Source organism: Marinomonas sp. PE14-40 (assembly GCF_051623805.1).
Taxonomy (GTDB): Bacteria; Pseudomonadota; Gammaproteobacteria; order Pseudomonadales; family Marinomonadaceae; genus Marinomonas.
In genome coordinates this window covers 3,921,195-3,943,838 of the sequence record NZ_CP130700.1, presented here as the reverse complement: position 1 = coordinate 3,943,838, position 22,644 = coordinate 3,921,195, and the positions used below count along the sequence as shown (strand labels likewise).

The following is a 22,644-nucleotide window of genomic DNA, read 5'->3' as shown; positions in this document are numbered from 1 at the left end:
GAACATATGAGTCACGTCACAGATGTTTGGTCAGCCCACTCTCATTTGGATGGCAGTCTGTTAATTTTGCCTGATGGCTGTCGCGATCTCATTATCAAAACCCACCAAGCGAATAATCAAGCTGAGCCAGCTTTGTGGTTTGTTTCCCCTCTATTTGAGCATACTCAAGCGGTTCAAACTCAAGCAAACACTCATAGTCTTGGCTTTCGTTTAAAGCCTGGTATGCAGATAGAGCAAGAGAAGCTCGTCAAATACATGCCACTTTTTAAGTTTGATAATGAAGCCATTAGCCACGATAAAAAAGCCATTAGTCAACTCGAGGACATACTCAATGAAGTCACGTCTATTAAGCCCTGTGTCGAAGAAGCGCTAACATCGTTAGCCAGCGATTTAACCAATATCACTCAAGTAGCAAAACAGCTCGGCATGAGCTCTCGCAGCTTACAACGTATGCTCATCAAGGAAACAGATAAAAGCCCTAGCTATTGGTTTCAGCTAGCCAGAGCACGCAAGGCTGCCAAGCATTTAGGCCAAACAAACGCCATGGCTGACACCGCTGATTTATATGGTTATTCGGATCAATCCCATATGTGTCGAGAGTTTCAACGCTGGTTTAAGCTCAGTCCAACACAACTGCTCAATGACGCTATGCTAATGGCTCAACTAGACAGTACTGGTTATGGTTTTGACCCTTTCTAAACTTATCAGCCAAAATGCACTAAAGAGTAATTGGCGAGCACAACTCCACCAAGAAACCATTTAAATCTTTCACATAAGCGGTCGTTTGACCCCAAGGCATGGTTTCCACATCTTGAACCATACTCGCTCCAGCCGCTAACGCCTTCGTTAAAGCCGCTGGTACATCTGTGGTTTCAAACGCAATTTCAAAACACGCATTTAAGTCTACTTGTGTCCCCGGTTTTTTACCCAGAGAAGTCATCAAGGCTATTGATGAAAATGACAGTTTAGTATTGCCTGTCACTAGCTCGCCATAATCACCGCTTTCATGCAGCATCCCTTTATTAAACCCAAATGCAGCCTCATAAAAAGCCAAGGTTTGCGCCACATTTTGCACATATAAAATCGTATATTTAAAAGTTAGATCTACCATATTCCCACTCCATTAATTTGCTTGATAATTAAGACTCAGCGCTAACAAAATTACAAAAAAATCAGTGTGTTAGTACCTCTTCTTGCCTTTCACTTTTTCTTTAAAGAGTACAGCTTAGCTTGGTGTATTAAGGCTGTCTTGAAGATATGCGACACAGATTATTTTTCATCAGCCTCTTGTTTTTCATTTTAGTTTGCATGTAAACTATTTTTAGTTCATATGCGTACTATTTAATTATTAAGGGTATTTTTAGTTTTGGATAAGCGTCTCTTTTTTCTACTTAACATGGCTCAACGCAAACTTTTTAATCATGTGGATAAGGTCTGTGAGCAAGAGCTTGATACCCCTGTGACTCAGTTAGCCGCACTGCTCTACATAGTGAAACATGAAGGCTGTGTGCAAAAAGAGTTAGCGAAAGCCATATGCCTCAATAAGTCTGCCATTACTGGACTGATTGCCCGTATGGAAAAAAATGATCTAGTCGAACGTATTGTCGACGCTGAGGATGCGAGAGCCATTAGGCTTTATCCAACCTCAAGTGGCTCACAAAAATCTCGAGATCTACTGCCCTATATTGAGCAGTTAAATAACACCTTTAATGATGAATTCAGTGAAGAAGAAATCCAAACCGTGCTGAAGTTTTTAAACTTTATTATCCAGCGCTTTTAACCAATATCGAAAGGAGCAGGCTTTGCTCTGATGAGAGGTCATGATGGAAACAAGAATCTTAGAAACAACGGCAGGACACACAATTACCGCCCAAATATTCTCCCCACTAGGAGAAAGTAAAGGCGTTTGTATTATTGCCACAGCTACGGGTGTAGCTCAGCATTTATATAATGATTTTGCCAACTGGTTAACCGAGCATAATTATACCGCAGTGACCTTTGATTATGATGGTATTGGCCAGTCGATTGACCGCCATGTTAAGTATTCAAAAAGCGATAAGTTAAGTTGGGCCAAACATGATTGCCCTACGGTTTTAAACTTTGTGAAACAAGCCTACCCAGAGCAGAAGATCACTTGGATAGGTCATAGTGTTGGCGCTCATATGCTAGGTTTTATGGAAGATACCAATGCCATAGATAAAGCAATTACTGTTGGTGCAGGTACCGGAACATGGTGGTATAACGCTAAGCCAACTAAACGTGCCGTTTGGTTTTTATGGTATTTTCTTGTGCCAATTGTTGTGCCTCTCATGGGCTACTTCCCTGGAGATAAGCTCAAGGTGATGTGTGACTTACCTAAAGGTGTCATCATGCAATGGCGTCGTTGGTGTTTAAAAGAAGATTACGCCATTGGCTATGAAGGTGATTGGCTAAGAGAGCGTTTTGCCAATACCAAGATGCCAATTACTGCGTTTGCTTTTAGTGATGACGATATGATGTCGATGAAAAACATCACCATGCTACACAGCTTTTTTACTGGCTCGAAACAAAGCATGGTAAAAATCACACCCTCTGATGTCGGGCAAAAACGCATTGGTCATATTGGCTGGCACAAAGAGAGATACCGCACCCTATGGGATAAGTACTTTTTAAATGCGCTAGAGTCTTAGATAAATAATCTCATGCTAATTTGAAAGCGGCTTCAAGAGACTGAGCTGGTCTTGGCTTAAATTCTCTTGAAGTGCTTTTAATCTCTCTAATAAAACACTTTTCTCTATTCTAGACTTTCCAAACTGAGCTTCATTTAATAAGACATAGGTTTCAATTTCTCTGATCAAGAGTTTTGCCTCTAACCCTGTTGCTATTTCTTTGGCGTGGGATAGATACATGGCAGCCTTGTTATTCTGCATTGCCATGGCCAAACGTCCACGAATCAACCAAGCAATGGCAAGGTCATAGGGTTGTTCTAACTCACTGATAATATCGATCGTACGAGCTGCTAAATTGTCTCTTACCACCCAGGTTAAACTAGGTTTGAGACTTTGCTTTAACAAAAGTCGAAACAAGACAGGCTTGTGTCCTTTTAACGTAAGTTCTCTGCTTAAAGCTTCGAACTCAGCATATTCTAGGCTGGTCTGAGGTTTATCTGCTAACAGAGCAATCAGCTTGTCATGATTAAAGAGTGGCACATCTAATAAAGGCCCTTTTAATGATGAAACATCTTCATCAGAAGCGCTCAAAACAATATTGTCTTTGGCCATTAAGCGGTTTGATCGCAACTTATCAATTCTGTGCTGTAACTGGGATCTTAAGCTCTGTACAAGATCTTGCTGATTTGCCACATAAAAGCTCTGACTTGTATCTAGTTCGGCTTGCGCTTGCTCAAGTTCACCTTGTCGATAGTGAATAAGGGCTAACCAAAAATGAGCAGACTCTAAAATTGCGGCTTCTTTATTGTTATTCACAAGTTCTCTAAACACAGCTTCAGCCGCTTGCCATTCCCCTAGTTGGTATTGGCTAATCGCCTGATAAAGTACTGACCAAGTATGGCTTTTATCAATCTGCATTGAGGCTTTGAAATAATACTGAGCTAAAACATAGCCATCCGTTTGTAGTGCCTGAAGACCTCTGGCGAAGTCATGCATGGCACTAGGCACATAGGTATACGCATCTAGTTCGGTAAGTTGGCTATTCGGTCTTATCTCACGGAAGATCTCACTGGCGACATCCGGCATGGCCACCGCAAGATCTAGGCGTTTAATCTGCTTTCCTTCCTGCTCACCCTCTGCAGTAATCAGCTGATAGCTTAAAACTTGCTCTTCTTTCTCGAGTGAAATGGCGGCTGTTAGCACCATATCAGCTTGATACTTTGCCATTAAATCCGCAGACCAAGCGCTGTTGTCTTTAAGATTTAATGGTGTTCTGATTTGAGTCGGTGCGATCACTTCAATGGAATCAATCAAAGATAAATCATAGGTCAGCATCTCGCTTAAGCCATATTCAACCCAGTTCATTACCTGAGTGCCTGTCGCGTTTTTAAAAGGTAAAATGATGACTTTGGTTATGCCATTTCGACTCGCTTTGTACGGTTCCGCACTTGCCTGCAGTTTGGTCTCACCCCTTTTTTCAAACAATACAAAGTAAGCAGTTATCCCAAGCATCACAAGTAAAAGGAAAGCAACCAATATATGAGGGATTCGGATGAAACTAGAGAACCTTAGTGGCTCATCAGTGTCTAGCAAATTGTCTTCATTAGACGTTTCTTTGCTACTAGTAAGACTGACATCGAGTTCAGAGACATCTGCAGCAATCCATTGATAACCCTGATTCGGCAAAGTACGAATGTATTTAGGTTCGCTGGCAGAATCACCCAAGGCTTTGCGTAATTCAAGGATACTTTGAGAGAGGGACTTTTCTCGATATTGACCATGTTCCCACAGAGTGTCCAGCAACTCTTGTTTGGATACCACCCTTTGCTGGTGAGAGTGTAAATGAGCTAATAAGGCCACCAGCTTTTGTCTTAGGTGCACTTCTGTATCTTGTGTCAGATTCTTCAACCTACCCGATTTAGGGTCGAACTCAAAGCCTTCAAACTTCAACATGGTACAGATATCACCTAATTTTCAAAAAGCTTCACTATATAGCACAAGCCTTATAACTCAAGGGATTTGACTTTATTTGACTTGTCATTTGATAAGATTTTATTCCTAATCTGACTTATTTTGTGATGAGCGAAATTATTTGGAGCGATTTGGTTTGTTGCTCTCCCTCAAAGACGCCATGCTGCCGTCATTAATTAATCCATGAGGAAACAGATATGAAAAATATCATAACAAAATTGGCTGGCGCACTTACCTTAAGCATTGGCTTTTCTGGCGCTTTGATGGCGCAATCATCTCCTACGCTTGTCTTTGTACACGGTGCTCATTTTAGTGGTAATTCTTGGGCTAAAGTGCAACAAAAGCTTAATTCTAAAGTGACTAATATTGCTATTGATTTACCTGGGCGCAAGGATAATATCAGCCCAGATAAAGTTTCTCTTGAGCTTTCAGCAGCATCACTTTGTAATAGCTTAGATAAGATTAAAGGCGACAAAGTCATTGTATCTCATAGTCAGGGAGGAGCTGTTACTAATGCCTCTCTTGGTTTATGTCCAAGTGAAGAGATTAGCAAACTTATTTATGTCACTTCTGTTGCACCTCTAGAAGGTGAAGCAGCCTTTGATATGCTGTCAGACCTTGATGGCAAAAACTATTTTAATGGTGTGGTTTATGATGAAAGCAGCACTTTATTAAATATCAGTGATGCCACAAAATTTGCGGATACATTTGCGCCTAAAGCGAATAAAAATCAGCTTAAGTGGCTAAAAAAGCATGCTATTTCTGAGCCTTCTGTATTAGCAGAAAATAAACTGAGTCTAGACTCAGACCGCTATAATACTTTAGAAAAGTATTATGTTTTTGCTAAACAAGATCAGATTATTTCTTTAAGCACGCAAGAAGTCATTGCGAATAAACTTAATCTCACTCGCAGCTTTGAGATTGAAAGTGGCCATCTTCCTATGCTGACACATGCCGATAAATTAGCCATGATAATTGAAGAAATTGTTCAATAATCAACACTTTTCCTTGATGCCCTCTGGCAACGCTAGCAGGGCATCTTTTCACTTATCACGATAAAACTAGCCATTTAATTCGCCAATATTGCTCATACTGATTCTAGCCTTTTCCTCCAACTCAGATACCAATAGGTTCATTTTACGACCCTTTTTGATAGTTTAGATCCACCTTAGCTTTTCTCTATCATTTCTTTTTTCCGTTATGTTATATTGTAACGAATTGTTTAACGATTAAATTTATATCATGCTGACCTTGCCTTCTCATCTTAGAGCTTTTGCTATCCTTGCTCTTCTTTGCACGCTTTTTATAAGTGTGATGGCAGTTGCCCATGAAAGCAGTTTTGATGATGATTATCACCACGAACATCAATGTGAGATGTTTTCTGGTATTCATCAAGGCTTAGTGTCTGATCCTGCTTTACCTAGTATTATTCCAATGAAATCGCCTGCATTTAAGCAGGAAACCCTCATATTCCGTTCTTTTAACCCAGCTAACCTTAGAGCCCGTTCACCGCCATTATTCCTTAGTTAACTCACCTTTTATTACTTTGTTAATTTTAAACTGATGTTTTAGGAATAATTATGATTGTTAAATCTAAATGGGCTGCATTGGCAGGCCTATGTGTTTCTGCTGGCGCATTTGCTGACCACCACGGTGAAGAAGAAAAACGTGACCATAAAGCCCATGTACACGGTGAAGTAAGCTTCAATATCGCACAAGATGGGGAAGACCTTATCCTAGCCATTTCAGCACCAGGTGCTGACATTGTTGGCTTTGAACATGCACCAGAAACGGCGCAAGAAAAAGAAGCCCTAAAACAAGCAATCGCTCGCTTAGAAAACCCTGCAAGCTTATTTGTGTTTGATAAAGGCGCACAATGTAAATTAAGTGACCATTTGATTGAGCAATCCTTATCTGCCCATGATGAGCATGATGAGCATGATGAGCATGATGAAGATCATCACGATGAGCACGACAAAGACCATCATGATGAGCACGAAGAAGGCCATCACGATGAGCACGATGAGCACGATGAGCACGATGAGCACGATGAGCACGATGAGCACGATGAAGACCATCACGATGAGCACGGCGAAGACCATCACGACGAGCATGGTGAAGAAAGCCACGCTGCTTTTGAAATCTCTTACCAGTACGAATGTCACAATGTTGAAAAGTTAACTGAGATTCAAACTAACTGGTTTAAACACTTCCCTAATACGCAAGAAATTCATGTTAATTTGCTAACAGACAATAGCCAAAAAGTGCTTGAGCTGGATGCAAAACACGCTCACATAGACTTTTAATTAATTGCATGAACTCTCATCAAATGGGCTTAGGCCTATTTGGTGAGTATAGGGTAACAGCATGACAGATTTTCAAAGCCAAAATCACACAGACATAGGGGCACTTGAGCCTTCACGGGCAACCCAAGCGACCTTTGCCGTTGAACTTAATAATGTTCAATTTAGTTGGCCTAAAGCCAAACAAGCCATATTAGATATTGCTGACTTTAAGATTCAGGCTCAGCATCATTTGTTTGTTAAGGGACCAAGCGGTTCGGGCAAATCTACCCTATTGAGTTTATTAACGGCGATTAACACACCTCAGCAAGGTAGTATTAATCTGCTGGGAACAGATATCTGTCGTCTAAAACAGGGGCAAAGGGATCAATTTAGAGCGGATAATATTGGCTATATTTTCCAACAGTTTAATCTCTTACCTTACTTAAGCGTGATTGATAATGTATGCCTTGCCTGCGAATTCTCTAAGCAAAGAAAACAAAAGGTATTAGATGAAGGAGCTAGCCACAAAGACGCGGTGCGTATTGAAGCCAAGCGTTTATTAACGGCCCTGAACTTACCAGATGAAATTCAAGACAAAAAAGCCAGCCACTTGAGTATTGGACAACAACAAAGAGTCGCAGCAGCAAGAGCCCTAATGGGCAGCCCAGCGCTAGTCATTGCCGATGAGCCAACCTCTGCATTAGACCATGGTAACCGTGAAGCATTTATACAGTTGCTCATGCAAGAAGTGAGTCGTAATCAGGCCACTTTGATTTTCGTTAGCCATGATCCAACACTAGAACCTTTATTTGAACAAACCATAGACCTTGCCAAGCTTAATCAAAACCCACTAGAGCAAGCTCACTCTAATCAGCAAGGAGAGACGGTATGAAAAACCTCCTACGTCTCGCAATTAACAGCTTATTAAATCGTAAAGCTACCGTTCTACTGAGCTTGTTTACCATCGCCATTTCGGTGTTATTACTATTAGGCGTGGAGCAAGTTAGAACGCAAGCTAAAAATAGTTTTGCGAATACGATTTCGAGCACTGATCTGATTGTAGGCGCTCGCTCAGGTCAAATTAATTTACTGCTTTATTCTGTATTTCGAATAGGGAATGCCACCAATAATATTGATTGGAAAACCTACCAAGAATTTAAAGATCACAAGTCGGTCAAATGGACAGTCCCCTTTTCATTGGGTGACTCCCATCAGGGATTCCGTGTTTTAGGGACTAACCAAGATTATTTTAAACACTATAAGTTTGGTAAGAAGCAGCCCCTTTCTTTTGCTCAAGGCCAACCGTTTAATCAACTTTTTGAAGCGGTTATTGGTGCCGATGTGGCACAAACCTTAGGTTATGAACTAGATAGTCCTATGGTACTTGCCCATGGTATGAAGGACATCGGCTTTAGTAAGCATGATAACGCCCCCTTCAAAGTAATCGGTATTCTTGCTCCAACAGGCACTCCGGTCGATAAAACCATTCATGTGTCCTTAGAAGCCATTGAAGCAATTCATGTTGGTTGGGAGTCTGGCGCATTTTTAGGACATGCTCCCAGCGCAGATAGCTTAGAAGCAAGAGAGTTTGAACCTAAGCAAATTACTGCGTTTTTGATGGGGCTTAAATCTAAGATTCACACCTTTCATGTACAAAGAGAAATCAATGATTATCGCTTAGAGGCGCTCAGCGCCATCGTGCCTGGGATCGCCCTACACGAACTGTGGTCATTGATGTCTGTCGCTGAGCAAGCCCTATTAATTGTCTCAGTCTTTGTTGTGATAGCCGGTTTCTTAGGTATGTTAGCTAGCCTATTAACCAGTTTAAATGAACGTCGCCGTGAAATGGCGATTTTAAGAGCACTCGGGGCGAGACCTCATCATATTTTCAGCTTACTAGTAGTGGAAACCGGCATTATCTGTGGCCTTGGCATTATGCTTGGCATGGGTCTGCTCTATCTAATTCTCGCTATTGCTAGTCCCATCATTCAGCAGAATTTTGGCTTGGCGATTAATATCACAGCGCCGTCCCAGTATGAACTTATGTTAGTTGCTTGCATTCAGCTAAGCGGCCTACTGATCGGAATTATTCCTGCTATTTCAGCTTACCGCCAATCGTTAAGCGATGGCATGACTATAAGGATTTAATAATGAAAAACCGCTTATCGTTAACCCAAATAGGGAAAAACAGATTTCACTCTACCTTCATGGCACTCAGCTTATTGTTAGCTTCTTTTGCTTTTTCAAGCAATGCGACAGCCAGTATCTTAGAGCTTAAATGGCTGGATCTGGTACCTGAGTCTGAACGTATCGCTAGAGAAATGATGTCACAACAACTTGAATACGGTGACGATGCCTATGATGCTGATATGCAGTCAGAATTTGGGGCTGTAAGGCATGAACTCAGTGGCAAGCAAGTTAGAATACCAGGTTTTGTGATTCCTCTTGAAGGCGATGCTGATGAGGTCACTGAATTTTTGTTAGTACCTTATTACGGTTCTTGTATTCACACACCTCCACCACCACCGAACCAAATTATTCATGTCAGCTTTCCAGAGGGAGCACCTGATCAAGAGTTATGGGATGTAATTTATCTAGAAGGTAAGCTGATGACAGAGCAAAACATGGTCGGCATGATACAAACTGGCTATCACATCATAGGGTCGAACATCACTCCTTATGAATAAACCAGACTCAAAAACCTACGATTAGAAAGTTAAAAAGGGGATCAGATTACTGATCCCCTTTTTCGTTTGCCTGATTCGTCTTGAATCCGACTAGCCATGAACCACTTCTATGATACGTTTTTTCTCAGCTAGCTCTCTCACTTCAGCATGCATATGGGCTTTATTATAAATATCTAAACTGGCATCCCATTCATCTAGGTATAAGGTATCAATCTCTTTTACATGATGCAGAGAGTCAAATAACTTGCGCACACTTTCCCCATCTGACGAAGTGTTATCCCTTAAGTTTGAGAACTCAAGGTCTCTAAAGGCACTCGGCACAAAGACATACTTATCTCCTTCTACCAAACGTCTGAGTAAGGTTGATTTACCCGCACCATTCTTCCCTTGTATTGTGTAACGTCCATAGGGCTGGCGCTGAATATAGGCTTTTATCTCATCAATGCTATTAAACTGATTACCATTAATACTGATATCTTCAAGATTGATATATTGGCTTGTATCTTCATTTTTTAATTCAAGATGCTGATCAAGGTTTGACAGTTTGTGGGCGACGCCTTTCCACCTTAAATAATGATTAAAAAACATAAAGGTGTTTTGCATAATCTGCACTTGCCTTGGCAAGGTCACCAAGAATACGGCAACAGCATCAGCACTTGATAAACTCATTAGGTAAAGCGCATTGCCAGCGCAGATAAAAGCGAGTGCGAGCATGGCACTTACACTTGAAACCCCCATCAGAAATAATTCATTTTGAGCCGCTTTTTTCTTCCATACATAGGTGTTTTTTAAATAACTCTGTTGCCAGTTTTGAAACGTTTTAGGACTACCTGAAATCGTATTCACCCACATTCTGGATAGTACAGAAATTACGGCGTTTCGCTTACCTTGTACTAACTTAGCGTTAGCAGCGATTTTATCTTTTGAGAGTATTTTGATGCCTACCACTAAGAAAATAGCGAGGACATACCAGAGTAGGATACTGATATCTAAAATCATACTCACTATGATGATGGAAAGGAGAGTATTTAATACTGTGCCAAAAATACTATAGATAGACTCGGGGGCCTCTCCATAAAGCAACATAGATTCAGTGGTCACCCAGCCTTCATGCTCATCCTTATTTTTTTGCCTATCAAGAGAACGCTTGCCAAAGTTAAGCGAGGCGAAGCCAAGAATAAAACGTTTTTGGGCGCTTACTTTCCATTTTTCTAAATAAATCGATGAAATCGCACTGGGGAAATACACAAGAAACAACGAGACCACAAACAGCATCATATAAAAATAAGTCGTGTCTAAATCCGACTCAATATACTTCATACTTGTGGCAATCAAATAGGTTGATAAAGCAACAATAACTTGCATTATCAATAGCCAAAACAAAGAGATATAAGCATCTCTATTCCATAGAAACCGCATACTGCGTGTCATAATCCCCTCTCCTTCCTTGGTTCAGTCATACCCTATTTTTTAACATTCAAGCTAAAAAACAAGATAAGGGATGGGAATACTACAAACTAAACTGAACCCTGTTAAACAAAGCCATAACAGAATCAAAATCAAGAACTAAAGGTCTCAGTTTTTGAGACTAGATATGGTTTATTTGACACGAAAGTCTCATTTTCTGAGCTTAAGACACAAAAAAGCGAGACTAGGAAAACCTAATCTCGCTTTTTATCCCTTTTGAGTAGAATCAAAAGGCTATGTAAAGCTACTTAGTGAGGTAGTCTGTACCTGCACCTTTGTTAGCAGCCAAAACATATAAGTATTCAAGTGCAAGTGTCGCCCCTGCAAGAGACGTAATATCTGCATGGTCATAAGCGGGTGCGACTTCCACCACATCCATACCAATGAGGTCATGACCTCTTAAGCCTCGAATGACTTTCAAGCAAGTATCAACGGTCAAACCGGCCTGTACAGGCGTGCCTGTACCTGGCGCTACCGCTGGATCTAATCCATCAATATCAAAGCTCACGTAAACTTGCTTATCTCCCACTCGCTGATTAATACGCTCTAGAGTCGCTTTTGCTCCATGCTCATTTACCCAGGCGGCATCTAAGACTTCAAACGGATGGTTTTCATAATCGTAAGCGGTACGAATACCAATTTGAATACTGTGCTCAACGTCTATTAGGCCTTCAGTGACGGCATGGTGAAATAGAGTGCCATGGTCGTATTTAGTACCGCCAGAATAGGTATCCGTATGTGCATCAAAGTGCACCACTGCAAAAGGGCCATATTTTTTGGCGTAAGCACGAAGGATAGGCAAGGTAATAAAATGATCACCACCAAAAGTTAGCGCTGTTTTACCTGCGGCTAGCACCTTATCAATATGGGCTTCTAAATTGTCGACTAAGGTTTGCGGCTCACCATGTTTAAACAAAACATTGCCCGAATCTTCTACCTTAAGGTGATCATCAAGGGCAAACTGCCAAGGCCAACGCGCACCTTCCCACACAAGGTTAATAGAAGCGCTTCGCACACCTTCAGGACCAAAACGAGCACCTGAACGCCCAGAAGTAGACATATCATAAGGGACACCACTGACAATGACTTCAGCTTGGCTATTCTGCCAACTTGAAAGTAAAGGGAATTGCATAAAAGTCATTCCTAGACCGCCATAAATTGGCATATCGGCATCGGCAACCTTGCTTGCAGCTGGCTTATTGTCGGACATGGTGTCTTCCTCTAAATTGTTTTTGTAATTCATTAAGAGAAAGATTAACCTGACTAGCACAATTGTTGAAATGCATATTTCAGGTAAGTATATGCAGCGTATTCATATACTAAGTTTTAAACTTATCTTTTAAGGTGAAAGCCAACATGAGCGCTTTACGTCAATTCGACCTTAACCTTCTTATTATCTTTGAAGCATTGATCTCCGAATGCCATGTGAGCCGTGCAGCAGAGAAGGTTTTTCTGAGCCAATCCGCTATGAGCCACGCTCTCAATCGCCTAAGAACTCAGCTTGATGATCCCTTATTAGTCAAAACAGAGAATGGTTTAACTCCCACTCCTAGGGCATTGGCTATGCTGCCAGATGTTCGCCAAGCATTGAGCCTAGTAGAGCGAACCATAAGCCCAGCTGAAAGTTTTCAAGCCAGTTTGAGTGATAGAACCTTTCGTATTGCCAGCACGGATTTTTTCGAAACGGTCGTTTTTCCTGAATGGTTTAGTCAGCTGCAACTTAGTGCGCCCAATGTGAGAGTTGAGATAGATCTTATTTCAGAAGAAAGCGCTTTACTAAGATTGGAAAAAGGTGAGATAGATCTTATTGTTGGTATGGATAAAGAACAGAAGTTGCCATCACATCTTATCGTTCAAGATTGGCTCACTGAGAAGCAAGTTTGTTTGGCCAGTATTCAGAATCAAAACGCTAAAGGCTCTCTTAGCTTAGAGGCTTATTTGGCATTACCTCATATACGATTTTTTGATCTTGAAGGGAAAACTGATAGCAATGTTGATCGCTGGTTAGCTGATCAGACTTTAGAACGTAATCACATCGCCAGTACAACCAACTATATGGCCGCTGCACGCATTGTCGCAAACACTGAGGCGATTATTACGCTTCCCTATCATATGGCGAAGCTCTTCACCCAAATGATGCCTGTATCTATTGTCACGCCGCCTGATGGATTACCTGCCATTGATATGACCTTGGTTCAGCACCCGCTTTATGCCAAGGACTCAGGCATTATTTGGCTTAAGCAGGCTTTGTGTGAACATGTGCAGTCACTTTAGCGAGCCAAAAACTACTAAAAAAGTTACCAACAAGATCTCCCAGCAATAAAAACTCTCAGTAACAAAAAAGCATGGCCAGCACTTTTACCCAAAGATAAGAATGCCAGCCATGCTTTTTTGATGAGTATTTCTATCAATCATGCCTTAATAGGCAAGACTCGCCTCAAAGCATCATGTATTAGCCTATGCGTATCATGACGTTTTTCAGCTCAGTGTATTTCTCTAGTGCATGTAATGATTTATCACGACCATTACCTGATGCTTTAACGCCACCAAAAGGCACAGTAGTATCACCTTCACCCCAAGTATTAACCCAGACCATGCCGCTTTCTAATTGGCGACTAACTCTGTGCGCACGAGAAAGATTATCCGTCCAAAGAGCAGCACCTAGACCATATTTAGAGTCATTTGCCAATGCTAATGCTTCTTCTTCGGTCGTGAACTCGCTTACAGCTAAAACAGGACCAAAGATTTCCTCTCTTACAAACTCCATTTCGTTATTAGCTTTGTCAATTATGGTTGCTTGAGAAAAGTAACCTTGGCCTTCTTGGTAGTCTTTCACACCACCAAAAACTAGCTCTCCACCTTCTGCTTGTGCTGACTCAATAAAGCGTTTAACCGTATTCATCTGAACAGCATCAACCATAGGCCCCATCTTTGTATTTGGGTCCAGTGGATCACCTGCTTGATATTTGCCAGCCGCTTCAACCAAGGCAGTCATAAACTCAGCCTTGATGGTGTCTTGTACATACAGACGCGAGCATGCGATACACACTTCTCCCTGATTACTGAAAATAGAAGCCGCTGCTGAGGCGGCTGCTTTTTTCACATCGCAATCATCAAAAATCAACATAGGTGATTTACCGCCAGCTTCTAACCAAACTCGCTTCATATTAGATTTGCCTGCGTATTCCATCAGTAGCGCCGCAACACGAGTCGAGCCTGTAAACGCCAAAACGTTAACATCATTATGCATAGCCAAGGCTTTACCTGCCGTGTGTCCAAACCCAGGTAACACATTAAAAACACCGTCAGGTATACCCGCTTCTTTGGTCAATTCTGCTAAACGTAAAACACTTAACGGAGATTTTTCAGAAGGCTTCAAAATAACGCTATTGCCAGCAGCTAAAGCAGGTGCAAGCTTCCAGCTGGCCATCAACATAGGGTAATTCCATGGCGTGATACAAGCGACAACGCCCACTGGCTCATGGCTAATCAGCGCTAGAGTATCTGTCCCCGTTGGTGCAATCTCGCCATAGACCTTATCAATTGATTCAGCTGTCCACTGAAAACAATCTATGACATCTGGCATATCAATATTCACCATCTCACTGATGGATTTACCCATATCTAAGGTATCCAGCAATGCCAGCTCATCTTTATGCTGATCAATCAAAGAGGCTAACTTAAGTAAGATGTTCTTTCTTTTCTTTGGATGCATTTGCGACCAAACACCGGACTTAAATACAGTTTTAGCATTGGCAACAGCAATATCTACATCAGCTTGATCACAGCTGGCGACATTCGTTAAAAGCTGTTCAGTTGCTGGGTTAATACAAGCAAAGGTTTCACCATTTTGTGCTGCTTGGAATTCACCATTGATATAAGCTTGCCCATGAAAGGTCTGACTTTTACTTAACGCTTGCCACTCGGTATAGCTTTTCATTAATAAACTCCTGCTAGTTAATGCAATATTCCCTGATTCTAAAAGAACTAAACCATGAGCGGATATACACCTGAGTAGGTATAAAACGTGGATTTAATCTGTATAACGTTCAAAACAATCCACAGACGCAATGTTTTCATGCCAATCTCGACTGTCTTCCATGTAGATATGATTCTGTGGCCCTATGTTCGGTTCGCCATCTAAGGTACCTGCTGGCACAATTAAAGCGCGGCCACTGCCAGAAACATAAGGCACGGATGAACCGCATTGCGTACAAAAGACATTAGAAATTTGACGACCTGGTACATCAAATCGCTGAATCTTTTCTTCTCCTGATAGCCAGTTTATGGCTTCTTTATTTACAAATAGATTAGAAACATGGGCTGAACCAGAGATTTTCTGACATTGATGGCAATGACATAAATGAAACAATTTAAAATGGTTTTCTACTTCAAACGTCACTGTGCCACAAAGGCAACTACCATTAATTTTCTCAATTTGCTGACTTTCCATTCTTAACTCCTTTCAAAACTTGAAACGTTTCTTATAGTCACTAAAAGAATTCACCGTGACAAACAATATAATGGCCCTAGAGATAAGAAAAACTAATCTATAAATCATTGATTGATAAGAGAATAGGTTTCAAGCAATAATTCTAACCAGAATTCATCAGGCCCTTTGTTTATGCCATATCTCGTTCAAGTCATACTTCTTACCTTAGCTGCTGGTCTTGCCATGCCAGCGGGTGCTCTTATTGCACGTTTTGAACATATACAATCAGACTGGTTAGAACAAGAGTTACGACATTCAGTCGTTGCCTTTGGTGCCGGGACGCTATTATCAGCTGTTGCACTTGTATTAGTACCTGAAGCCATTAAAGAGCTTAGTATGACCAGCAGTGCTCTTTATTTTCTGATGGGAGGATTTGCTTTTATGCTGTTAGATATTCTTCTACAAAAGATAAACACTCCTGCAAGTCAATTAGCCGCCATGTTGACAGATTTTATCCCTGAATCAATAGCCTTGGGAGCCGCCTTTGCCTATGGCTCTAGTTCGGCTTTATTACTGGCATTATTGATTGCATTACAAAATCTGCCTGAAGGTTTTAATGCCTATCGAGAAATGCGAGTCAGTAAACGTCTCAGCAGTAAAATGATCATTTTGATGTTTGGTCTAATGGCCTTATTAGGGCCAATATCAGGCGTAGCTGGCTATTTATGGTTAGCACAGTCACCTATGGTAATTTCAGGCTTAATGATGTTTGCTGCAGGCGGGATTCTCTATTCCATTTTTCAGGACATTGCACCACAAGTGCCTCTGCAAAAACATTGGGCTCCACCTATGGGGGCTTTGTTAGGTTTTTTAATGGGGGTTTTAGGTAGTATGGCTTTGAGTCATTGACTCAAATTAAATTATGCTGATTCAAGCTAGTACCTAGTGTGAATAGAGCAAGCAACTAATCATGCTTACTCATATTCTCATTGCGCTTATGCCGTGGCGAGCGACTCTTGTCGACGATATTTATAAATCAGATAGACAATATAAAGCTGTAGGAGAGAAGTGAAAAGTAGCCCAATAATAGACTGCAACTCATCATATTTTTCGGTATAGGTAAACAAACACACATTACCTATGGCGAAAGACCCCCATGCACCAGGTGAAACACCACCTGCTGATTTTGATTTAAGTAAATGTACTAATTGGATTATGGTCGCTGCTGGAAACACAATAGCAGGCACAAAGCCGATTATTTCGATTAAACTCATATCATTCCTAAAACATTAACACCTAACATGGTTTTTTGAGATTCAAATAGTTATCTCTATTTGAACAACGTAAGCACTAGAAACGAAAAAACCAAAATTCTCTAATGCCAATCACCTAGACTCTTGTCAAAACATTTTCGACAGACGAAAAAAAGCCTGATCAGTGATCAGGCTTTTTGTATTTTAATCTTGATAACGACCTACTCTCACATGGGAACTCCCACACTACCATCGGCGATGCGACTTTTCACTTCTGAGTTCGGGATGGGATCAGGTGGTTCAGACGCTCTGTGATTATCAAGAAATTCTGTTTGTTGGATCTGTAAAATCAGAGACAACGAATTCTTTGAAATGCTCATACATCGATAAATTGATGTAGAATTTAACGCTTAAAATAATAATCTTGATAACGACCTACTCTCACATGGGAACTCCCACACTACCATCGGCGATGCGACTTTTCACTTCTGAGTTCGGGATGGGATCAGGTGGTTCAGACGCTCTGTGATTATCAAGAAATTCTGTTTGTCAGAACAAGCTCTGTTTGTGGCTTATTCATTGACGAATTTGCTTATGCTTTAACAATACTTTTTGAATAGTCTTCTCTTCATTAGAGAAGTTAACGATAACCAAGCCTCAAACCAGCTTGCGATGTTTTACCATCTTTTTAAATCGTAATATAACGCTAAACCATTTTGGCGTTATATGGTCAAGCCTCACGAGCAATTAGTACAGGTTAGCTCAATGCCTCACAGCACTTACACACCCTGCCTATCAACGTCGTAGTCTTCAACGGCTCTTTAGGGAACTTAAAGTTCCAGTGAGATCTCATCTTGAGGGAGGCTTCCCGCTTAGATGCTTTCAGCGGTTATCCCGTCCGAACGTAGCTACCCGGCAATGCCACTGGCGTGACAACCGGAACACCAGAGGTTCGTCCACTCCGGTCCTCTCGTACTAGGAGCAGCTCCTCTCAAATCTCAAACGTCCACGGCAGATAGGGACCGAACTGTCTCACGACGTTCTAAACCCAGCTCGCGTACCACTTTAAATGGCGAACAGCCATACCCTTGGGACCGGCTTCAGCCCCAGGATGTGATGAGCCGACATCGAGGTGCCAAACACCGCCGTCGATGTGAACTCTTGGGCGGTATCAGCCTGTTATCCCCGGAGTACCTTTTATCCGTTGAGCGATGGCCCTTCCATACAGAACCACCGGATCACTAAGACCTACTTTCGTACCTGCTCGACGTGTCTGTCTCGCAGTTAAGCGCGCTTTTGCCTTTACACTCTTCGCATGATTTCCGACCATGCTGAGCACACCTTCGTGCTCCTCCGTTACTCTTTGGGAGGAGACCGCCCCAGTCAAACTACCCACCACACAGTGTCCTCGATCCCGATTAGGGACCTGAGTTAGAACCTCAAACATACCAGGGTGGTATTTCAAGAGTGGCTCCACCAAAACTAGCGTCTTGGTTTCAAAGCCTCCCACCTATCCTACACAAGTAGGTTCAAAGTTCACTGTGAAGCTATAGTAAAGGTTCACGGGGTCTTTCCGTCTAGCCGCGGATACACAGCATCTTCACTGCGATTTCAATTTCACTGAGTCTCTGGTGGAGACAGTGTGGCCATCGTTACGCCATTCGTGCAGGTCGGAACTTACCCGACAAGGAATTTCGCTACCTTAGGACCGTTATAGTTACGGCCGCCGTTTACTTGGGCTTCGATCAAGAGCTTCGCCGAAGCTAACCCCATCAATTAACCTTCAAGCACCGGGCAGGCGTCACACCCTATACGTCCACTTTCGTGTTTGCAGAGTGCTGTGTTTTTAATAAACAGTCGCAGCCACCTGGTATCTTCGACCAATCTCAGCTTAAGCAGCAAGTGCCATCACCAAAATCGGCGTACCTTCTCCCGAAGTTACGGTACCATTTTGCCTAGTTCCTTCACCAGAGTTCTCTCAAGCGCCTTGGTATTCTCTACCTGACCACCTGTGTCGGTTTGGGGTACGGTTCCCATATATCTGAAGCTTAGAAGTTTTTCCTGGAAGCATGGCATCAACCACTTCACCCAAAAGAGGGCTCGTCATCAGTTCTCGGCCTTAAAGGCAACCCGGATTTACCTAAGTCACCAGCCTACCGCCTTAAACACAGACAACCATCGCTGTGCTGGCCTAGCCTTCTCCGTCTCTCCATCGCAATATATGCAAGTACAGGAATATTAACCTGTTTCCCATCGACTACGCATTTCTGCCTCGCCTTAGGGGCCGACTCACCCTGCCCTGATTAACATGGGACAGGAAACCTTGGTCTTCCGGCGGGGGAGTTTTTCACTCCCCTTATCGTTACTCATGTCAACATTCGCACTTCTGATACCTCCAGCCTGCCTTACAGCTTGACCTTCAACGGCTTACAGAACGCTCCTCTACCATGCCTAGTAAACTAAGCATCCGTAGCTTCGGTGTACAGTTTAGCCCCGTTATATCTTCCGCGCAGGCCGACTCGACTAGTGAGCTATTACGCTTTCTTTAAAGGATGGCTGCTTCTAAGCCAACCTCCTAGCTGTCTAAGCCTTCCCACATCGTTTCCCACTTAACTGTAACTTTGGGACCTTAGCTGACGGTCTGGGTTGTTTCCCTTTCCACGACGGACGTTAGCACCCGCCGTGTGTCTCCCGTAATTGCACTCATTGGTATTCGGAGTTTGCATGGGGTTGGTAAGTCGGGATGACCCCCTAGCCCAAACAGTGCTCTACCCCCAATGGTGAGATACGAGGCGCTACCTAAATAGCTTTCGAGGAGAACCAGCTATCTCCGAGCTTGATTAGCCTTTCACTCCTATCCACAAGTCATCCCCGCATTTTTCAACATACGTGGGTTCGGTCCTCCAGTTAGTGTTACCCAACCTTCAACCTGCCCATGGATAGATCGCCCGGTTTCGGGTCTATTCCCAGCAACTATACGCCCTATTAAGACTCGGTTTCCCTACGGCTCCTCTATGCGATTAACCTTGCTACTGAAAATAAGTCGTTGACCCATTATACAAAAGGTACGCAGTCACGGAACAAGTCCGCTCCCACTGCTTGTACGTACACGGTTTCAGGATCTATTTCACTCCCCTCACAGGGGTTCTTTTCGCCTTTCCCTCACGGTACTGGTTCACTATCGGTCAGTCAGGAGTATTTAGCCTTGGAGGATGGTCCCCCCATATTCAGACAGGATACCACGTGTCCCGTCCTACTCGATTTCATTAAAAGGGCATTTTCGTATACGAGGCTTTCACTCTCTACGGCGGCACTTTCCAGAGCCTTCTACTAACACCAATTTAACTTAAGGGCTAATCCCCGTTCGCTCGCCGCTACTTAGGGAATCTCGGTTGATTTCTTTTCCTCCGGGTACTTAGATGTTTCAGTTCCCCGGGTTCGCCTCGTATGGCTATGTATTCACCATACGATACCCGCAAGCGGGTGGGTTTCCCCATTCGGACATCTCGGGATTAACGCTTGTTTATCAACTCCCCCGAGCTTTTCGCAGATTACCACGTCCTTCATCGCCTCTGACTGCCAAGGCATCCACCGTGCACGCTTGGTCACTTGACCATATAACCCAAAAGGGTCTATATACCAACGAGCTTTTGTGTCTCGCTGGATTTACGATTTGAAAATCACTCTAGGTTAAAGAGTGTTTCCACCGGTTTGACGCTTGATTATCGTCTTTGAAACACAACAATAAGATCATATAAATACAATCAGATTCTGTGTTTCGATCTATTCAAAAAGTTAAATTGTTAAAGAGCAATTAGCGCAAAGCGCTAAGTCAGTGATTGTTTGTTTCTTAAAGAAGTAACAACAACTTGCTTAGGGCTTTGAGTAATGAGTCACAGATGAAGTAAGTAATGGTGGAGCTATGCGGGATCGAACCGCAGACCTCCTGCGTGCAAAGCAGGCGCTCTCCCAGCTGAGCTATAGCCCCATATACTACCTAAGTGTTTGGCCAATCAATTTGGGATAATTAATTGGTGGGTCTGGGCCGATTTGAACGGCCGACCTCACCCTTATCAGGGGTGCGCTCTAACCAACTGAGCTACAGACCCAAACACTTCTGTGCGTCTCTATAAATTAGTTACCAGATAATTTGTGTGAACACTCACCAGAGCTTCATATCGTTTAAGGAGGTGATCCAGCCCCAGGTTCCCCTAGGGCTACCTTGTTACGACTTCACCCCAGTCATTGACCACTCCGTGGTAACCGCCCTCCCCGAAGGGTTAAGCTAGCTACTTCTGGAGCAATCAACTCCCATGGTGTGACGGGCGGTGTGTACAAGGCCCGGGAACGTATTCACCGTGACATTCTGATTCACGATTACTAGCGATTCCGACTTCATGGAGTCGAGTTGCAGACTCCAATCCGGACTACGACGCACTTTCTGGGATTCGCTTACTTTCGCAAGTTCGCAGCCCTCTGTATGCGCCATTGTAGCACGTGTGTAGCCCTACTCGTAAGGGCCATGATGACTTGACGTCGTCCCCACCTTCCTCCGGTTTGTCACCGGCAGTCTCCTTAAAGTTCCCGACATTACTCGCTGGCAAATAAGGACAAGGGTTGCGCTCGTTACGGGACTTAACCCAACATTTCACAACACGAGCTGACGACAGCCATGCAGCACCTGTCTCATAGTTCCCGAAGGCACTAAAGCATCTCTGCTAAATTCTATGGATGTCAAGAGTAGGTAAGGTTCTTCGCGTTGCTTCGAATTAAACCACATGCTCCACCGCTTGTGCGGGCCCCCGTCAATTCATTTGAGTTTTAACCTTGCGGCCGTACTCCCCAGGCGGTCTACTTATCGCGTTAGCTTCGCCACTAAGTCATTACAACCCAACGGCTAGTAGACATCGTTTACGGCGTGGACTACCAGGGTATCTAATCCTGTTTGCTCCCCACGCTTTCGCACCTCAGTGTCAGTATCAATCCAGAGTGTCGCCTTCGCCACTGATGTTCCTTCCTATATCTACGCATTTCACCGCTACACAGGAAATTCCACACTCCTCTATCGTACTCTAGCCTGCCAGTATCGGGTGCAATTCCAAGGTTGAGCCCTGGGCTTTCACATCCGACTTAACAAACCACCTACGCGCGCTTTACGCCCAGTAATTCCGATTAACGCTTGCACCCTCTGTATTACCGCGGCTGCTGGCACAGAGTTAGCCGGTGCTTCTTCTGAAGGTAACGTCACAGCTAATGCGTATTAAACATCAACCTTTCCTCCCTTCTGAAAGTGCTTTACAACCCTAAGGCCTTCTTCACACACGCGGTATGGCTGGATCAGGCTTGCGCCCATTGTCCAATATTCCCCACTGCTGCCTCCCGTAGGAGTCTGGGCCGTGTCTCAGTCCCAGTGTGGCTGATCATCCTCTCAGACCAGCTAGAGATCGTCGCCTTGGTGAGCCTTTACCTCACCAACTAGCTAATCTCACGCAGGCTCATCTAATAGCGAAAGGTCCGAAGATCCCCTCCTTTCCCCCTCAGGGATTATGCGGTATTAGCCTGCGTTTCCACAGGTTGTCCCCCACTACTAGGCAGATTCCTACGCGTTACTCACCCGTCCGCCGCTCGACGCCTGTAGCAAGCTACATCGTTTCCGCTCGACTTGCATGTGTTAAGCCTACCGCCAGCGTTCAATCTGAGCCATGATCAAACTCTTCAGTTTAAAATCATTGCTCACTCAAATCTTTACTGCTGACTTTAAAACTCGATCCGAACTAACGAATCAAACATAAAGCGTTTTAGTATCGACTCTCGTAAGACTTCAATTTTTTTGTAGTCATTCGAACATCACTTAAAAAGTAACAACTCGAACAACTTGTTGAAGTCTCTAGCGAGTGCCCA

Annotated in this window: 18 protein-coding genes, 2 tRNA genes and 4 rRNA genes; 11 read left to right on the top strand and 13 right to left on the bottom strand. The window is 43.1% G+C overall.

The genetic code is table 11. From position 1 onward, the window contains the following. The first annotated feature begins 6 nt into the window (after positions 1-6). A complete protein-coding gene (locus tag Q0A08_RS18220; RefSeq protein ID WP_438462889.1) occupies positions 7-699 on the top strand; it encodes a helix-turn-helix transcriptional regulator in 693 nt (230 codons plus the stop codon). A 19-nt stretch (positions 700-718) separates the two neighbouring features. Here Q0A08_RS18220 and Q0A08_RS18215 read toward each other — a convergent pair whose 3' ends face one another. Continuing rightward, positions 719-1,111, bottom strand: a complete 393-nt coding sequence (locus Q0A08_RS18215) for a VOC family protein (RefSeq protein WP_438462888.1) — start codon at positions 1,109-1,111, stop codon at positions 719-721. Positions 1,112-1,366: 255 nt separating this feature from the next. On the opposite strand from Q0A08_RS18215, the gene Q0A08_RS18210 reads away from it, so the two are divergent. Beyond that, the gene (locus Q0A08_RS18210) at positions 1,367-1,780 is read left to right on the top strand and encodes a MarR family winged helix-turn-helix transcriptional regulator (protein WP_438462887.1); all 414 of its coding nucleotides are present in this window, start codon (positions 1,367-1,369) and stop codon (positions 1,778-1,780) included. 43 nt (positions 1,781-1,823) lie between these two features. Further along, the gene (locus Q0A08_RS18205; RefSeq protein WP_063336479.1) at positions 1,824-2,669 is read left to right on the top strand and encodes an alpha/beta hydrolase family protein; all 846 of its coding nucleotides are present in this window, start codon (positions 1,824-1,826) and stop codon (positions 2,667-2,669) included. Positions 2,670-2,684: 15 nt separating this feature from the next. Here the strand turns inward: Q0A08_RS18205 and Q0A08_RS18200 are convergent, their stop codons facing one another. Further along, positions 2,685-4,601: a winged helix-turn-helix domain-containing protein gene (locus Q0A08_RS18200; protein ID WP_438462886.1), complete on the bottom strand. Its 1,917-nt coding sequence runs from the start codon at positions 4,599-4,601 to the stop codon at positions 2,685-2,687. 215 nt (positions 4,602-4,816) lie between these two features. Here Q0A08_RS18200 and Q0A08_RS18195 point away from each other — a divergent pair, with 215 nt between their 5' ends. From Q0A08_RS18195 to Q0A08_RS18170, 6 genes are all read left to right on the top strand, one after another. Beyond that, complete coding sequence (locus Q0A08_RS18195) at positions 4,817-5,614, top strand: alpha/beta hydrolase (protein WP_438462885.1); 798 nt, start codon at positions 4,817-4,819, stop codon at positions 5,612-5,614. 247 nt (positions 5,615-5,861) lie between these two features. Continuing rightward, on the top strand, positions 5,862-6,149 hold the full coding sequence (locus tag Q0A08_RS18190; RefSeq protein WP_438462884.1) for a DUF2607 family protein: 288 nt from the start codon (positions 5,862-5,864) through the stop codon (positions 6,147-6,149). Between the two features lie 50 nt (positions 6,150-6,199). Continuing rightward, positions 6,200-6,925 (top strand): zinc uptake protein ZrgA, encoded by a 726-nt coding sequence (gene zrgA, locus Q0A08_RS18185; RefSeq protein WP_438462883.1) that lies wholly within the window; start codon positions 6,200-6,202, stop codon positions 6,923-6,925. 61 nt (positions 6,926-6,986) lie between these two features. Further along, on the top strand, positions 6,987-7,796 hold the full coding sequence (locus Q0A08_RS18180) for an ABC transporter ATP-binding protein (protein WP_438462882.1): 810 nt from the start codon (positions 6,987-6,989) through the stop codon (positions 7,794-7,796). Beyond that, positions 7,793-9,052 (top strand): ABC transporter permease, encoded by a 1,260-nt coding sequence (locus Q0A08_RS18175; protein WP_438462881.1) that lies wholly within the window; start codon positions 7,793-7,795, stop codon positions 9,050-9,052. The genes Q0A08_RS18180 and Q0A08_RS18175 overlap by 4 nt, the downstream gene beginning before the upstream one ends. Positions 9,053-9,054: 2 nt before the next feature. After that, on the top strand, positions 9,055-9,591 hold the full coding sequence (locus Q0A08_RS18170; protein ID WP_438462880.1) for a DUF3299 domain-containing protein: 537 nt from the start codon (positions 9,055-9,057) through the stop codon (positions 9,589-9,591). A 90-nt stretch (positions 9,592-9,681) separates the two neighbouring features. On the opposite strand, the gene Q0A08_RS18165 is transcribed toward Q0A08_RS18170, so the two are convergent. After that, a complete protein-coding gene (locus tag Q0A08_RS18165) occupies positions 9,682-11,022 on the bottom strand; it encodes an ATP-binding cassette domain-containing protein (protein ID WP_438462879.1) in 1,341 nt (446 codons plus the stop codon). Between the two features lie 280 nt (positions 11,023-11,302). Next, positions 11,303-12,268, bottom strand: coding sequence for an agmatinase (speB, locus tag Q0A08_RS18160; RefSeq protein ID WP_438462878.1), 966 nt, complete (start codon positions 12,266-12,268; stop codon positions 11,303-11,305). A 146-nt stretch (positions 12,269-12,414) separates the two neighbouring features. Between speB and Q0A08_RS18155 the strand changes: the two genes are divergently transcribed. Then, positions 12,415-13,332: a LysR family transcriptional regulator gene (locus Q0A08_RS18155; protein WP_438462877.1), complete on the top strand. Its 918-nt coding sequence runs from the start codon at positions 12,415-12,417 to the stop codon at positions 13,330-13,332. A gap of 178 nt (positions 13,333-13,510) precedes the next feature. Here Q0A08_RS18155 and Q0A08_RS18150 read toward each other — a convergent pair whose 3' ends face one another. Both Q0A08_RS18150 and Q0A08_RS18145 read right to left on the bottom strand, forming a co-directional pair. Next, positions 13,511-14,998 carry an aldehyde dehydrogenase gene (locus Q0A08_RS18150; RefSeq protein ID WP_438462876.1) on the bottom strand — a complete coding sequence of 496 codons (1,488 nt, stop codon included), beginning with the start codon at positions 14,996-14,998 and terminating at the stop codon, positions 13,511-13,513. A 93-nt stretch (positions 14,999-15,091) separates the two neighbouring features. Then, positions 15,092-15,511: a GFA family protein gene (locus Q0A08_RS18145; RefSeq protein ID WP_438462875.1), complete on the bottom strand. Its 420-nt coding sequence runs from the start codon at positions 15,509-15,511 to the stop codon at positions 15,092-15,094. A gap of 171 nt (positions 15,512-15,682) precedes the next feature. Here Q0A08_RS18145 and Q0A08_RS18140 point away from each other — a divergent pair, with 171 nt between their 5' ends. Continuing rightward, positions 15,683-16,399, top strand: coding sequence for a ZIP family metal transporter (locus Q0A08_RS18140; RefSeq protein ID WP_438462874.1), 717 nt, complete (start codon positions 15,683-15,685; stop codon positions 16,397-16,399). A gap of 86 nt (positions 16,400-16,485) precedes the next feature. Here the strand turns inward: Q0A08_RS18140 and Q0A08_RS18135 are convergent, their stop codons facing one another. The 7 genes from Q0A08_RS18135 to Q0A08_RS18105 all read right to left on the bottom strand — a co-directional run bounded on the left by Q0A08_RS18135 (position 16,486) and on the right by Q0A08_RS18105 (position 22,465). Next, complete coding sequence (locus Q0A08_RS18135; RefSeq protein WP_063336466.1) at positions 16,486-16,764, bottom strand: hypothetical protein; 279 nt, start codon at positions 16,762-16,764, stop codon at positions 16,486-16,488. Between the two features lie 187 nt (positions 16,765-16,951). Then, positions 16,952-17,066, bottom strand: a 5S ribosomal RNA gene (gene rrf / locus Q0A08_RS18130). Between the two features lie 99 nt (positions 17,067-17,165). Further along, a 5S ribosomal RNA gene (gene rrf, locus Q0A08_RS18125) occupies positions 17,166-17,280 on the bottom strand. Between the two features lie 189 nt (positions 17,281-17,469). Next, positions 17,470-20,358 (bottom strand): 23S ribosomal RNA (locus Q0A08_RS18120). A 297-nt stretch (positions 20,359-20,655) separates the two neighbouring features. Further along, positions 20,656-20,731, bottom strand: a tRNA-Ala gene (locus tag Q0A08_RS18115). Between the two features lie 44 nt (positions 20,732-20,775). Further along, positions 20,776-20,852: transfer RNA gene (locus tag Q0A08_RS18110), tRNA-Ile, on the bottom strand. Between the two features lie 74 nt (positions 20,853-20,926). Then, positions 20,927-22,465: ribosomal RNA gene (locus Q0A08_RS18105) — 16S ribosomal RNA — on the bottom strand. Together the 16S, 23S and 5S rRNA genes with 2 tRNA genes alongside form the textbook arrangement of a ribosomal RNA operon. Positions 22,466-22,644: the final 179 nt, after the last annotated feature.